Source organism: Sorangium sp. So ce590, assembly GCF_051521365.1.
Classification (GTDB): domain Bacteria; phylum Myxococcota_A; class Polyangia; order Polyangiales; family Polyangiaceae; genus Sorangium.
In genome coordinates this window covers 6889563-6904392 of sequence record NZ_CP150346.1, presented here as the reverse complement: position 1 = coordinate 6904392, position 14830 = coordinate 6889563, and the positions used below count along the sequence as shown (strand labels likewise).

Genomic DNA, 14830 nt, shown 5'->3' with positions numbered 1-14830 from the left:
GCCTCCTCCTATGTCCATCGCAACGCCTGCCAGCTCCGATCTGATCCGACGCACGTTCCTCGAGTTCTTCGCCCAGCGCGGGCACGAGGTCGTTCCGAGCGCGCCGCTGCTGCCGCAGAACGATCCTACGCTGATGTTCGTGAACGCGGGCATGGTGCCGTTCAAGGACGTGTTCACAGGCAAGGACAAGCGCCCCTACCAGCGCGCCGCCTCGAGCCAGAAGTGCATCCGGATCAGCGGCAAGCACAACGACCTGGAGAACGTCGGCGTGACCGCGCGCCATCAGACGTTCTTCGAGATGCTCGGCAACTTCAGCTTTGGCGACTACTTCAAGGAAGACGCGATCGCCTTTGCCTGGGAGCTCCTGACGAAGGTCTACGAGGTCTCTCCCTCGCGGCTCGTGGTCACGATCTACAACGGCGAGGGGGGCTTTCCTGCCGACGAGGAGGCCGCGGCGATCTGGCGCAAGGTCACCGGCTTCGGCGACGACCGGATCCTCCGGCTGGGGCTGGCCGACAACTTCTGGACGATGGGCGACGTCGGCCCGTGCGGGCCCTGCTCCGAGATCCACTTCTTCCACGGGAACGAGCCCGACGTCTCGCGCTTCGGCGAGGAGCCGCGCATGGACGGCACCGGCTGGACCGAGATCTGGAACAATGTGTTCATGCAGTACGAGCGCGTCGAGAAGGACGGCCCGCTCGTCGCGCTGCCGGCGCCGAGCATCGATACGGGTATGGGCCTGGAGCGGATCGCGAGCGTGCTCCAGGGCGCCACGTCGAACTACGATACGGATCTGCTCCGGGGGCTCGTCGACAAGGCCGCGGAGCTCAGCGGCAAGCCGTACACGGGCGGGAGCGCCGACGACGACGTGTCGATGCGGGTCATCGCCGATCACGCGCGGACGACAGCGTTCCTGATCGCCGAGGGCGTGATGCCCGAGCGGCAGCGGCGCGAGTACGTGCTCCGCCGCGTGATGCGCCGCGCGATCCGGCACGGGCACCGGCTCGGGATCGACAGGCCGTTCTTGCACGAGGTCGCGCTCGAGGTGGTCCGCCGGATGGGCGAGACGTATCCGGAGCTCAGGGACCGGCGGGAGCTCATCGCCCGTGTCACCGAGGACGAGGAGGTCCGCTTCCGCTCCACGCTGAAGCGCGGGATGAAGATCCTGGACGAGCGCTTCGCGGAGATGCGCTCGTCGGGCGAGAGGACGCTCCCGGCCGCCGCGGCCGCCGATCTCTACACCACCTACGGCTTCCCGCTGGATCTGACGCAGGTCATCTGCGCCGAGTCGAACTTCGACGTCGACGTCCCGGGGGCCGAGGCGGTCATCCACGGCGCGGCCGAGGCGGACGGCCCGATCGATCCGAACGCCGCCGTGGATCCCGCGCACCGCGCCGCGCGCGCGCAGCTCGCGCAGCCGGTCGTCTTCACGGGCTACGAGCACGAGGAGGGCGACAGCGAGATCGTCGCGATCCTCCGGGTCGAGGCGCAGGGCGAGGGCGAGAAGGCGCGCAAGATGAGGACGCCTGTCCCGCGCGCGGAGGCGGGGGAGGCGGTCGAGATCGTCGTCCGCGAGACGCCGTTCTACGCCGAGTCGGGCGGCCAGGTCGGCGACAGCGGCGAGGTGACGGCGGACGGGGCGCGCGTCGAGGTGAAGGACGCGCAGAAGCCGGTCGCCGGGCTTGTCGTGCACGAGGGCGTGGTCCGCGAGGGGGCGATCGAGGTGGGGCAGCGCGTCCACCTGGCGGTCGACAACGCGGCGAGGTCGGCGACGCGCCGCAACCACTCGGCGACGCACGTCCTGCACTGGGCGCTGCGCAAGGTGCTCGGGGAGCACGCGCAGCAGAAGGGCTCGCGGGTCGGCCCGGACATCCTCCGCTTCGACTTCACGCACAACAGGCCCCTCACCCGCGAGGAGATCGCGCGGATCGAGGATCTGGTAAACGAGAAGGTCCTCACGAACGCGCGGGTGACGACCGAGATCCTGCCGATGGACGAGGCGCGGCGGCGGGGCGCGATGGCGATCTTCGAGGAGAAGTACGGCGACACGGTGCGAATGCTCACGATGACGCCCGACGTGGTGGAGCTCTGCGGCGGCACGCACGCGCGCGCGCTCGGCGACATCGGGCTGTTCAAGATCACGAGCGAGGGCGGCGTGGCCGCGGGCGTGCGCCGGATCCTCGCGTCGACGGGGCTGAACGCGCTCGGCTACGCGCGGGGCGTCGAGGCCGAGCTCGCGCGGGCGCGGCAGGTCGCGAAGGCGCAGGGCGGCGATCTCGCCGAGAAGATCGGGAAGATCGTGGCGCACGAGCGGGAGCTCGAGAAGAAGGTGGCGGACCTCGAGCGGCGGATCCTGGAGGGCGCCGGTCCGGCGCAGGGCGGCGGCGGCGGCGGCATCGAGGCGATGCTGGAGGGCGCGCGGGAGATCGGCGGGATCAAGGTGCTGGCGCGCCGGATGCCGGACGGCACAAACCCGGGCGCGCTGCGCGACCTGGCGGAGAAGCTGCGCGACAAGCTCGGCGATCGCGCGGCGGTGCTGCTCGGCGCGGCCGTGGGCGACAAGGCGCAGCTCGCGGTGATGGTCTCCAAGCCGGCGACCGAGCGGCTCAAGGCCGGGGAGCTGATCAAGCCGATCGCCCGCATCGTGGGCGGCTCGGGCGGCGGCCGCCCCGACATGGCGCAGGCCGGCGGGACCGACGTCGGGCAGCTGGATGCGGCGATCGCGGCGATCTACGCCGAGGTCGAGCGGGCGCTCGCATCGTAGCGCGCTGCACGCGCGGCGCGCCCGAGGGGGGCGGGCGCGCCGCCGCGCTCAGGCGTCACGCCACTTGGTGCGGGCGAGCGGGAGGAGCTTCGGGGGTTTTCCGCTCCTCCCGTGGCGCGTCGGCAGCCGCACCGGCTCGCCCGGCGCGGGCGCCCGCGGCCGCGCGCCGCGGGCGTGGGCGCCGATGGTCGCGCGCACGATCGGCGGCAGGAAAATGGACTCCAGGTCCACGCGCGCGAGCGCGGTCGCGATGGTGGCGATGCGATCGGGCAGCGACGCATTGGCGTCGACAAGGATGAGCCGCCGGCCGAGCACGGTGCAGAGCCCGCCGCGCGGATTGCGCGCGTCCGACAGGTGCGGATCGAACGCCTCCATCCTGACGGCGATGCCGACCCTGTCGGCCGCCAGGGTGAGCTCATCGAGCAGCCGCGAAAGCTCCACCCACGCAGCGTAACCCCCTTATCCAGGAGATGGCAAAGCGCAAAAGCGATGTTGTGGCCGCCGCGGCCGCGCGGGAGCCCTCGCGCCCTGCGACAACCGCTCCGACAACCGCTCCACCGATTTCCCGTCTCCGGCTTATCCCGTGTTCCGGACTGGCCTACAGCCGCTCACGCGCGACATCGATGCTTGTGCAGCAGGGCCCGCGCGCAGTTGCGCCGCGCTCACGCCCGCGCCACGCTCACGCCCGCGTCGCGCGCTCGCTGCCACGCGCGGCCGACCCGGGCATCGCGCCGGCCGCGCGCCGGTTCCACACCCCAGAGCTCGGCCAGCGGCTTATCTTGAGGCAGATCGCGCCGCCCGTTGACCGCGGTTCCCGTGCATGCTACGAGCAGGCCGTTCCGCGCGTCGTGGCCGAGTGGGAGCGAATGTGCGTTTCCCGGCCGCGGTGGGGTATCCCGCGCGCTTCGTCAGCCACAGCAGGACGGGGCGGCCGCGATGGGGACGACGAGGGCGCCCGCCGAGCGGTGCGCCCCGAAGGGCGAACAAAGATGACGTTCACGGATGCAGCCGCCGAGGTCCTTCGCCTCATCGGTAGACCGCTTCACTATAAAGAGATCACCGATATCGCGATCGAGAAGAACCTCCTTAGCCACGTTGGCAAGAGCCCAGAGGTCACGATGGGCGCCCGCCTGGCGGCGACGCTGAAGAAGGACACGGCGGACAACCCCCTGGTGCGGGTCAAGCCGGGCGTCTTCGCGCTGCGTGAGTGGGACGAGAAGACGATCAAGGCCGGGGTCGACGGCAAGAAGGCGAAGCGCGGCGGCAAGCCCGAGGCGGTCAAGGCGCGCAAGGGGGAGCAGCCGACCCTGTTCGAGGCGGCCGCCGACGGCGAGGCGGTGGAAGAGAGCGATCCGGGCGCTCTGGCCGTCGACGGCGAGGCGGTCGAGGCCGCGGCTGGGGCGGCGCAGGCTGCGCCGGCGTTCGACGACGAGGACGACGACGAGGAGGTCGTGGCCGGCGCGACGAACGCGGTCGAGATGGCCGGGTTGAACGGGGTGGAGATCCCGGCAGCGCGTGAGGCCGTTCCGTCGCCTGCGCCCTCGTCCCCGCGGGCCGTAGGCGCCTACCTCGACGAGGAGGAGGGCGAGATCGAGGACGCCGAGCCGCCGGGGCCGGACGAGGCGATGCGCGCCGAGGCCGTCGCCGGCGCCGCGGAGCTCTTCGACGAGGAGGACGACGACGATCAGCCGATCCTCGGCGGCGACGACCGCGCGACCCCCGGCTCGTCGGGCGATCAGGGCGAGGGACGCCGCCGCCGCCGCCGCCGCCGCCGCGGCCGCGGGACCGCGGAGGCCACCCCGAACGCCGGTGGGCTGCCTTCCTACGTCGCGACGCCGGTGTTCGAGGCGCGGCGCGAGAACGGCCGTGAGCCGCCGCGCTCCGAGCGGACCGAGCGCACCGACCGGACCGAGCGCGTCGAGCGCACCGAGCGCGCCGACCGACCCGAGCGCTTCGACCGTCCCGAGCGCGCCGAGCGCGCCGAGGGCTTCGGCGCCGAGCCGGTCTACCGCGGCCCGCAGGTGATCGAGCTCACGGGCGGCGAGGGGCACGCGCTCGACGACCTGGCCGGCCGCGATCTCGCCGATGCGATCGCGGGGATCCTCTCGACCTTCGACCGGAACGCGGGCGCGGTCTCGCTCCGGCAGATCGCGGAGACGGCGCAGCGCCGCGGCCGGCTCGCCGGCGACGTGCAGCTCGTGCAGTCCCAGGTCGCGGCCGCCGTGCGCGCCGACAACGCGCGCCGCATCGCCGCGGGGCAGCGGCCCCGCTTCCGCTTCGCCGGCGGCCGGCTCGCGCTGACCGACTGGCTGCTGCCGGGCGACCTCGCGCGGCTGGAGCAGGAGGCGCTCGCCGCCGTGGACCGCTACCGCGACGCCGCGCGGCGCGCCTTCGCGCGCAAGCTCTCCGAGCTCCCGGGCCACGCGTTCGTCGAGATCTGTGTCCTCGCCCTCGAGCGCATCGGCCTCGGCCAGCTGCGCGCGGTGCGCCGCGCCGGGGCGCCGGGCGGCGAGAGCCACTTCTCCGGGGCGCTCCGCACGGCGGGCGACGAGATCAAGCTGGCGCTGGTCGTCCGTCGGGACGGCCGCGAGGTCGGCCGCGAGCGGGTCACCGAGCTGCGCGGCTCGCTCCACCACTACGGCCCCGCGACCGCGGGCTGGATCCTGACCGCCGGTCAGATGCTCTCCGGCGCGCGCGAGGAGGCCGCGATCCCGGGGACCGCGCCGATCTCCCTCTTCGACGGGCTCGCTGTGGCTCGCGTCTGCGAGGAGAACGACGTCGCTGTCCTCCGCGCCCGCCTGCCGATCGCGATCCCTGACGTCGATTTGCTCGAGGCGCTCCGGGCGTCCTGACCCCGGCCGCGCGCGTCCGGCCGGGGGCTCGCTCCGGCCGGATGCGCGCGGCGCCGCTCTTCTGCTCCTCCCCCTCGGCGCCGTCTTCGGCGCCCTTCCTCCACGGTGACGCCGCCCGCACCGCTTCCGCGGTTGACGGGCTCGGCGATCCTTGTCAGCGTCCGCGCCCATGCGCCATCGCGCGATCGCCTGGTCCGCGTCCCTCGCCGTGCTCGTGACCGGCTGTGCTTCCGTGGCTCCGCCGCCATCCCGGTTCCCGACCGCCGACGCGGCGCTCGGCCGGATGAAGGCCACGTATGCCTGCGTGAACGGCGTCCAGGGCACCGCCAAGATCGACCACTTCTCGCGTCAGGGGAGGATCCGCGGTGACGTGTACATCCTGGCGGTCAATCCCGATCGGGTCCGCTTCGATATCGTGAGCCCCTTCGGCGCGACGCTCTACACGCTCACGTCGAATGGCACCCTGTTCCAGATGCTCGATGTCGGGGAGAAGCAGCTTTTGCATGGGCCCGCGAGCGCGTGCAACCTGTCGCGGCTCACCCAGGTGCCCATCCCCGGGCACGCGCTCGTCTCGCTGCTTCGCGGCGAGGCGCCGGTGCTCGTGCACGAGCCGAACGGCGCCTCGATCGCCTGGGACGGCGACGGCTTCTACCGCGTGCTGATCCAGAGCACCCGCGACGCGGTGGAGGAGATCCACCTCGAGCCGCGCCCGGACGACTGGCGCTTGCCGTGGAGCCAGCAGCGCCTGCGCGTCAGGGAGGTCCGGGTCGCGCAGCGCGGGCTGGACCTCTATCACGCCGAGCTCAGCCATCACGAGATCATCCGCACCGCGGCGCCGCGCGTCGATCCGGAGGGGATCGACGATCCGATCCCGCCGAGCGGCGGCGCCTGCGAGGCCGAGATCCCCCGCTCGATCCGCATGCGGGTGCCCAATACAGAGGACGACGTCATCTTTCAATACAAGGAGGCGAAGTGGAATCCGCCCCTCATCTCAGGGGCCTTCACCCAGCCGATCCCCGGCGGCGTCGTCCGTCGCTATGTCGACTGCCAGGACTGAGTCCGGCGCGCAGGTGTTTCCTGTGGGGACTACGTACCTCACCGGCGGCGCCGGCCGCGCTCGCCTTACGGCGTGGACGCCGCCCGGTTGAACGTCTAGATCTGCGCAATCCACCTCGCCGTGGCGGGAGGAGTCGGCGATGGACGTCGAGCCGGGAACGATCGTCGGCGAAAAATACCGCCTGGAAGGGCCGCTCTCGCGGGGCGGGATGGGCTCCGTGTGGGTGGCCCGGCACGTCCAGCTGGGTGCGCCGGTGGCGATCAAGTTCATGGACCCGGAGCACGCGGCCTCGCCCGAGTTCCGCGCGCGCTTCTACCGTGAGGCGCGCACGGCGGCGAACCTCGAGAGCCCGCACGTGGTGAGCGTGCAGGACTACGGGATCCAGGGGACCGTCCCGTACCTCGTCATGGAGCTGCTCCGGGGCGAGGACCTGAGCCGCCGCCTGAGGCGGGTCCGGCGCCTCTCGGTCGCCGAGGCGGCGCGCATCGCTCTCCAGACCGGCAAGGCGCTGCGCCGGGCGCACGAGTCCGGGCTCGTCCACCGCGACCTCAAGCCTGGCAACCTGTTCCTCTCGCGCGTCGATGACGAGGAGGAGATCGTCAAGGTCCTCGATTTCGGCATCGCCAAGCAGCTCACGGGCAAGCTCCTCAGCGACGAGACAACGAAGACCGGCGAGCTCCTGGGCTCCCCGTTCTACATGAGCCCGGAGCAGGCGCGCGGCGACAAGGACCTCGACGCGCGCAGCGACCTGTGGTCGCTCGGGGTCATCCTCTTCCGCGCGGTCACGGGCAAGCTCCCGTTCGAGGGCGACGTGCTCGGCGCGGTCCTGTCGCGGATCCTCGTCGAGCCGATCCCGCTGGCGACGCAGCTCGTGAGCGATCTGCCGGCCGAGCTCGACGCGTTCTTCCTGCGCGCGCTCTCGCGCGACAGGGCCCAGCGGTTCCAGTCGGCGCAGGAGATGGTGCACGCCTTCGTGGCCGCGGCGGGCGACCTCGGCATCCCGCTGCCTGCGCCCTCCGTGCCGCGGCCGGAGCCGGTGACGTCGCGCACGGGGACGCTGCTCGGGCTGTCGCCGGGCGGCGCGGCCGAGCTCACGGGGGCAGGCGACCTCGGCGCGCTCTTCGGGGCCGAGGACCGGGGCGCAGGCCCGCGGAAGGACGCGCTCACGCCGCTGCCCGATCCGCTGGAGCAGGGGACGCTCACGGCCGCCGCGGCCGGGGAGGTCCACGACGCCCGCAGGCCGCGCGCGAGCGCGACGCTCCGCTGGCTGCTGGCGTGCGGCGCGCTCTTCGTGCTCAGCGGGACGATCGCGATCACGGCGCTGCGCGCTATCGGCAAGGAGGGCAAGGAGGGCGCCGCTCCCGTGGTCGCGCCGCTCCAGCTCGCGCCCGTGAGCTCAGCCTCGCCGCCGGTGGAGGTCGCCCGCACGTCGACGCCCGAGATGGATCTCCAGCTCGTCGCCGCCGACGCGCCGGCCGCGGACACGGCGCCGCCCTCGCCGGCGCCCTCGGGCACGGCGGCGCCGGCGGCGTCCGCCGCGCGAAAGGACCGGCCGGCGCGGTCGGCTCCGCGTCGGGGCCCGCACCGGGCGCGCGAGATCATCGACCCCTGGCAGCGACGCTAGCGGCCGGTCGCGCCCGATGGCGCCCCGGTCGGCGGCGGCTGGTCGGTCACGCGAGCGCGTCGCGGATGCGGCGCGGGGCGTCGGTGATCAGCCCGTCGACGCCGAGCGCCGCGAGGTCCCGCGCTTCCCCCGGATCGTTCACCGTCCACACGTTGATCACGCGCCCCTGCCGCTTCAGCAGCGCGATGCGCTCGGGCGACGCGATCGTCCGCTCGATGTGCGCGGCGAGCACGCCGAGCGCCGGGGCGAGGCGCACGGCGGCGTCGTGGTAGCGGCTCCGGTGAACGAGGAGCGCGCGCGGCACGGCCGGCGCCATGACCCTGAAGGACGCCAGCATGACCGGGTCGAACGACGAGACGAGCACCGGGTGGCGAGGATCCCAGGCGCGCAGCAGGCGCGCGGTCGCGAGCGCGACGGCGGCGCGGTCGGGCACGTCGCGCTTCATCTCGACGTTGACCGCGAGCCGCCGCCCGCGCGCGAACGCGAGCACCTCGGAGAGGAGCGGCACCCGGTCGCCGCCCAGGTCGACCTGCCGGAGCTCGTCCCAGCGGAGCGCCGCGGCCGCGCGCGGGTCCGCGCCCTGGGTCACCCGCTCGAGGTCCGGGTCGTGCAGCGCCACGAGCTCGCCCGAGCCGCACACCCGCACGTCGAGCTCGATCCCGTCGGCCCCCTGGGCGGCCGCCTCCGCGAAGGCGGCGAGGGTGTTCTCCGGGGGGGCGCCCTCGCCGCGCACGCCCCGGTGCCCGAAGAGGAGCGGCGCGCGCGACGCCGCCGCCCCGGGCTCGCCCCGCGACGTCGCCTGCCCCGGCTCGCGCGCGCTCCGGCGGAAGCGCTGCTCGGCCCAGATCACCGCTCGGGCTCCTCGTTGAGCTCCTCCGCGATGGTGCGGGCCGCCTCGCGCGCGCGCTCGAGCGCCGAGAGCGGGAAGGACGCCGCGCCGACGGCCGGGTGCCCGCCCCCATCGTAGCGGCGGCAGATGGGGGCGATGTCGCGATCGCGCGCGACGCCGCACCAGGGATTGTAGCCGACCGAGAGCTTGTAGTGCTGCTTCTGCCGGGAGAGCGTGACCGAGTACACGCAGTCCGGGAACATCGCGTACGTCATGAACTTGCCGACCGCCTCGAGCGGCGCGTCGGAGAGATCGACCAGCACGACGCGGCCGAGCTTCCGCGCGCCGCGCTCGATGCGCGCGACGAAGGTCTGCCGCGAGAGGGAGAGCGGGCGCCAGAGATCCTGGATGTCGGGCGCGCGCGCCACCTCGCTCACGGGCCGCTCGACGAGGCGGGGCACCACGGAGGCGAGGAAGCGCCCGTCGCCGTGGTGCTCGACGACCGAGGCGAGCTGCATGATCGGCTCCTCGCGGCTCACGGCGGCCTCGGCCGAGGGGAAGCGCGCTGTGTCGATGACGTCGGCCCAGCGGATGAGCTCATCGACGCCGGACATCTCGACGCCGAAGTGAGCGCGGCTGACGTCCGCGATGAGCTTCGTGCACGAGCCGTAGGCGGCGTCGTAGAAGACGTGGGGCGCGTCGCCCACGGCGTGCGAGCGCGACGCGCCGGCGAGCGCCGCGTCGCGCTCGTCGTCCGAGCCGAACCCGGTGATGTGGTGGTCGAAGTACCACGTGAGCTTCTTCGTCGGCGTGTAGCGGAAGTCGAGGATCGCGTTCTCGTCGCCGTCGAGCCACGAGGGCGGGATCATCGACATGCCCGGGCCGTACCCGCAGGAGCGGTACCGGAGCGCGAGCGGCTCGCCGGGGCGGAGCGCCTGCATCAAGCGGGTGAACAGCGCCGCGCTCGCCATGCCGTCGAAGCAGTGGCCGTGCGTCGCGACGACGATGTCCCTGGGCTTCATCGGGCGAGGGGGTAGCACGACCCACGGCCCGCCGCTCGCGGACCGGGCATCGCGCGGCGGTTCTGGTAGTCTCCGCGCCGTGCGGCGCGCCCCCGTTCTCCTCGCACTGCATCCGTTCAGGCCGGCGCGCCGCTCGTCCGCTGCATCGCTCGCCGCGCGGCTCGCTGCATCGCTCGCGCTCGCGCTCGTCGCTCCGGGCTGCGGCGCCGGCGCCTCGGCGTCCCGCGCGGAGGTCCTGCAGCCTAGCCCGCCGCCCGCGCCGGCCGCCGCGCCCGCGCGCGCGGCGCGGAACCCGCCGCCGCCGAGCGATGCGCCCGCGCCGGACCCGGAGGCGGCGCGTCTGTTCCTGAGCCGCGCGGGGCAGCAGCGGCCCGCGACGAGCGCGCCGGCGCCGCGCGTGACCGCCCTCGCGCTCGCCAACACAGCGCGCGGCGAGGCGAGGGGGATGACGCCGCAGGGCGACGTCGTGTCGCTCGCGATCGGGGAGGGGGAGAGCGCCGCGATCCCGGTGCGCGTCGCGCCGGAGGCGTGCGCGGTGCTCATCGCGCAGGGCGGGCTCGGCGTGATCGAGGTCGACCTCTTCGTCACGAAGGGCGCGCCGCCTTCGCTCGAGATCGTCGCCCAGGACGCGGACAGCGGGCCGATCGCGGTGATCGGCGGCCGGGGCGCGTGCTTTACCCTGCCCGGCGACGCGCCGCTCGCCGTGAGCCTGCACGCTCAGGTGCGGCGCGGCGCGGGCGTCGTGCTCGTGCAGGCCTACCGCGGCCCGCGCCCGGCCGCTCCCCCCGGCGCGGCGCCGCCCGGCGCGACCCCGCCCGACACGGCGCCGCCGAGCGCGCCGTCCCCCGGCATGGCGCCGCCCGGCGCCGCGCCGCTCCGGTAGCGCCGCGGCGGCCCGCGACGCGCGGGGCCGCGCGCTCCTCATTTCGCGCAACTCGGCCCGCGCGCCGGTCGACACGCCGCGTATGGCGTCGATCGAGATCCTGCCCGCAGATCCAACCTACCCCGCGCCGCTCTGGGCCCTCGTGACCGAGTCCGAGGCCGCGCCGCCGACGCTCTACCTGCGCGGCGCGCTCCCGTCGCGCCCGGGCGTCGCGATCGTCGGGACGCGCGCCGCGAGCGACGAGGCGCTCCGGTTCACCCGCGAGCTCGCCGCGTCGCTCGGCGAGGCGGGCTTCTCGATCTGGTCGGGCGGCGCCCGCGGCGTCGACGCGGCCGCGCACGAGGGCGCGCTCGATGCACGCGCGCCGACCGTGGTCGTCAGCGGCGGCGGCCACGCGCACCCCTACCCGCGGGAGCACGCGGCGCTCTTCGATCGCATCCTCGCCGCGGGCGGCGCGCTGCTCGCGCGCGTCCCCGACGACACGCCGCCGCTGCCGGGGCTGTTCCTCCAGCGCAACGCGGTCCTCGCCGCGCTCACCCTCGCGACCGTCGTGGTCGAGGCGGGCATCGAGAGCGGCGCCCGCTCCGCCGCCGCGGCGGCTCGCCGCCTCGGGCGCCACCTCTGCGTCGTCCCCCACGCCCCGTGGAGCCCGCGCGGCGTCGGCTGCGCGCTGGAGCTCGCCTCCGGCGCGCGCCCCGTCACGCGCGCCGCCGACGTGATCGACGTCCTCGGCGGGCCCGCGCCGCCGCCCCGCAGGCGGGCGCGGCGTTCGCTGCGCAACAGCTCGCCCGCTGCCGGCACCCTGCCGCTGCCCGACGCGGCCTTCGCCCCGCGGGCGAGCGCCCCGCCCGAGAAAACCGCGCAGATCCCGGCGATGAGCGCGGCCGAGCGCGCCGTCCTCGACGCCCTGGACGCCCACCCGGCGCACGTGGATGAGGTCTGCGAGAGGACGGGGCTTCCGCCCAGGCACGCCGTGGAGGCACTCTTGACGTTGACGCTCCACGCCGTAGTAGTAGAGGGGCCCGCCGGGTTGTTTCGGCGGACTCTTCGTTGAAGGGGCGCGCCGGCCCACCCTGCCCAGTGCGGTTTCGGGTGGCTGCCTCCTCGCGGGGGGCCTCCCCCGCACCGAAGGGCGCCCTTCAAATCCTCTCAACAAGCCCATATCTCGTTGCTCAGAAGGTGGTGATGGCCAAGACGCTCGTCATCGTGGAGTCGCCGGCGAAGGCGAAGACCATCAAGAAGTATCTCGGCAACGGGTACGAGGTGTTCGCCTCGAAGGGGCACGTCAAGGACCTGCCCAAGAAGCAGAACGCCGTCGACGTGCTGAACGATTTTGCCGAGACCTACGAGGTCATCGAGGGCAAGGAGAAGGTGCTGGAGGAGCTGAAGTCCGCCGCGAAGAGGGCGGACGAGGTGCTCCTGGCGACCGACCCCGATCGCGAGGGGGAGGCGATCGCGTTCCACATCTCGGAGGAGATCAAGAACCCGAGGCTCAAGGTGGCGCGGGTGGAGTTCCACGAGATCACGAAGAAGGGGGTCGACCACGGCGTCCACAACCCCCGCAAGCTCGACGAGAACCTCTACGACGCCCAGCGGGCGCGGCGCGTGCTCGATCGCATCGTCGGCTACGACGTCTCGGCGCTCGTGTGGTCGAAGCTCGCGTTCGGCCTGTCCGCGGGGCGGGTGCAGTCGGTCGCGCTGCGGCTCATCGTGGATCGCGAGCGCGAGGTCGAGGCGTTCGTCCCGGAGGAGTACTGGAACATCGCGGTCGGCCTCACCGCGGCGAGCCCGCCGCAGCGCGCGCCGTTCGTCGCGAAGCTCGCCTCCGCCGACGGCAAGAAGCTCGAGGTGACGAACGGCGAGGTCGCCGCGAAGGTGCGCGCCGACCTCGAGACGGCCGGCTACCAGGTGGCGAAGGTCGTGCGGCGCGAGCAGAAGCGCAACCCGCCCGCCCCGTACACGACGTCCAAGCTCCAGCAGGACGCGACGAACTACCTGCACTTCGGCGCCAAGCGGACGATGCAGATCGCGCAGGCGCTCTACGAGGGCATCGACCTCAAGCGCGACGGCGGCCCGGTCGGCCTCATCACGTACATGCGTACCGACTCGACGCGCGTGAGCGACGACGCGATCGCCGAGGTGCGCGGCGTGGTCGCGAAGCGGTGGGGCAAGGAGTTCGTCCCCGAGCGCCCGAACATCTACAAGTCGAAGAAGAACGCGCAGGACGCGCACGAGGCGATCCGGCCGACGAGCGTCGAGATCCACCCGGACTCGATCAAGAAGTACCTCAAGGACGAGCAGTACAAGCTGTACAAGCTCATCTGGAACCGCTTCGTCGCCTCGCAGATGAGCCCGGCGGTCTACGACCGCACGACCGTCGAGATCGACGTCTCGCCGACGATCGCGGCGCCCGCGTACCGGAGCTACCTCGCGAGGGCGAGCGGGCGGATCCTGAAGTTCGCCGGCTGGCTGCAGGTGACCGAGGGCCAGCAGGAGTTCGCCGGCGAGGAGGAGAGCGCCGGCGCCGCGCCGGACGGCGGCGGAGGCGCCGCGCCTGCGACCGCCGAGGCGAGCGCCGCCGAGGCGGAGCGAGCGGCGCCGGGGCCCGCGGCCGAGGAGGACTCGGAGGCGCTCCTGCCTGACATGAAGGAGGGCGAGGCGCTCGCCGTGTCGCCGCCGGGGGTCGTCACCGACCAGAAGTTCACGCAGCCGCCGCCCCGCTACAACGAGGGCTCGCTGGTGCGCGAGCTGGAGAAGCGCGGCATCGGCCGCCCGTCGACGTACGCCGAGATCATCAGCAAGGTGCAGCAGCGCGCGTACGTGGAGAAGCGGGACGGCGGCGCGTTCCAGCCGACGCTCCTCGGGAAGTTCGTGGTCGACGGCCTCGTCCGGTCGAACCTCGACATCATGGATCCGAACTTCACGGCGCAGATGGAGGAGGAGCTCGACGAGGTCGGCGCCGGCAACCTGAAGCGCGAGCAGCTGCTCAAGCGCTTCTACAAGAAGTTCAGGGAGCAGCTCGACAAGTCGAAGAAGCTCGCGCCGTGGAAGCCCGAGGCAGAGAAGACCGACATCGTCTGCGACGAGTGTGGGTCGATGATGCTCAAGAAGTGGGGCAAGAACGGCTGGTTCTTGAGCTGCGAGCGCTACCCGAAGTGCAAGGCCACGCGCGACCTGTCCGACACGCGGGGGACAGCCGCCGTCCGCGAGACCGACATCTCGTGCGACAAGTGCGGGAAGCCGATGATCATCAAGACGGGCCGCTTCGGCGACTTCCTGTCGTGCACCGGCTACCCGACCTGCAAGAACACGCGCCCGGTGCCGCTCGGCGTCGCGTGCCCGAGCTGCGGCGGCGATCTCATCGAGATCCGGCCCCGCAAGAAGGGCGGGCGCACCTTCTACGGATGTTCGAACTGGAACGCCGAGCAGAAGTGCGAGTTCAAGCTCTGGCAGAAGCCGGTGCCGATCCCGTGCCCGCAGTGCGGCGCGAAGTTCGTCTCGCGCACCGCCGGCAAGAAGGCGATGCTCGTCTGCGCGACAAAGGAGTGCGGCTTCAAGCAGGAGATCGTCGAGGCGGAGGGGGAGGACGGCGCAGCGAACGGCGCGGCCTCCCTCGACGCCGTCGCGAGCGCCGCGGCGGCGCCGGCCGCCCGGCCCGAGCCGGCGGAGCCCGCGCCGGCCGCCCGGCCCGAGGCCGCGCCTCCGGCCGGCGCGCCCCAGGAGGGGGCAGCCGAAAAGCCCGCGCGGGCCGTGCGCGCCCGGCGCACGGCGAGCTAAGAAGGCCGCGAACCCCCCACCC

General features: G+C 73.3%; 10 protein-coding genes. 7 read left to right on the top strand and 3 right to left on the bottom strand.

Annotated elements, in window-relative coordinates; all coding sequences use genetic code 11:
• The first annotated feature begins 10 nt into the window (after positions 1–10).
• Positions 11–2764 carry an alanine--tRNA ligase gene (alaS, locus tag WMF28_RS25700; protein ID WP_437595956.1) on the top strand — a complete coding sequence of 918 codons (2754 nt, stop codon included), beginning with the start codon at positions 11–13 and terminating at the stop codon, positions 2762–2764.
• A 48-nt stretch (positions 2765–2812) separates the two neighbouring features.
• Here alaS and WMF28_RS25695 read toward each other — a convergent pair whose 3' ends face one another.
• Complete coding sequence (locus WMF28_RS25695) at positions 2813–3205, bottom strand: hypothetical protein (protein ID WP_437595955.1); 393 nt, start codon at positions 3203–3205, stop codon at positions 2813–2815.
• A 548-nt stretch (positions 3206–3753) separates the two neighbouring features.
• Between WMF28_RS25695 and WMF28_RS25690 the strand changes: the two genes are divergently transcribed.
• The 3 genes from WMF28_RS25690 (at position 3754) to WMF28_RS25680 (ending at position 8297) form a co-directional block, all read left to right on the top strand.
• Positions 3754–5616, top strand: coding sequence for an HTH domain-containing protein (locus WMF28_RS25690; RefSeq protein WP_437595954.1), 1863 nt, complete (start codon positions 3754–3756; stop codon positions 5614–5616).
• Between the two features lie 169 nt (positions 5617–5785).
• A complete protein-coding gene (locus WMF28_RS25685; RefSeq protein ID WP_437595953.1) occupies positions 5786–6673 on the top strand; it encodes a LolA family protein in 888 nt (295 codons plus the stop codon).
• 139 nt (positions 6674–6812) lie between these two features.
• Positions 6813–8297 carry a serine/threonine-protein kinase gene (locus tag WMF28_RS25680; protein WP_437595951.1) on the top strand — a complete coding sequence of 495 codons (1485 nt, stop codon included), beginning with the start codon at positions 6813–6815 and terminating at the stop codon, positions 8295–8297.
• A gap of 46 nt (positions 8298–8343) precedes the next feature.
• On the opposite strand, the gene WMF28_RS25675 is transcribed toward WMF28_RS25680, so the two are convergent.
• Both WMF28_RS25675 and WMF28_RS25670 read right to left on the bottom strand, forming a co-directional pair.
• Positions 8344–9147 (bottom strand): glycerophosphodiester phosphodiesterase, encoded by an 804-nt coding sequence (locus tag WMF28_RS25675; protein WP_437595950.1) that lies wholly within the window; start codon positions 9145–9147, stop codon positions 8344–8346.
• Complete coding sequence (locus WMF28_RS25670) at positions 9144–10148, bottom strand: hypothetical protein (protein ID WP_437595949.1); 1005 nt, start codon at positions 10146–10148, stop codon at positions 9144–9146. Before WMF28_RS25670 ends, WMF28_RS25675 begins: the two co-directional genes overlap by 4 nt.
• 79 nt (positions 10149–10227) lie before the next feature.
• Between WMF28_RS25670 and WMF28_RS25665 the strand changes: the two genes are divergently transcribed.
• From WMF28_RS25665 to topA, 3 genes are all read left to right on the top strand, one after another.
• Complete coding sequence (locus WMF28_RS25665) at positions 10228–11031, top strand: hypothetical protein (protein WP_437595948.1); 804 nt, start codon at positions 10228–10230, stop codon at positions 11029–11031.
• A gap of 82 nt (positions 11032–11113) precedes the next feature.
• Positions 11114–12085 carry a DNA-processing protein DprA gene (locus tag WMF28_RS25660; RefSeq protein WP_437595946.1) on the top strand — a complete coding sequence of 324 codons (972 nt, stop codon included), beginning with the start codon at positions 11114–11116 and terminating at the stop codon, positions 12083–12085.
• A 131-nt stretch (positions 12086–12216) separates the two neighbouring features.
• Positions 12217–14808: a type I DNA topoisomerase gene (gene topA / locus WMF28_RS25655; protein WP_437595945.1), complete on the top strand. Its 2592-nt coding sequence runs from the start codon at positions 12217–12219 to the stop codon at positions 14806–14808.
• Positions 14809–14830 lie beyond the last annotated feature (22 nt).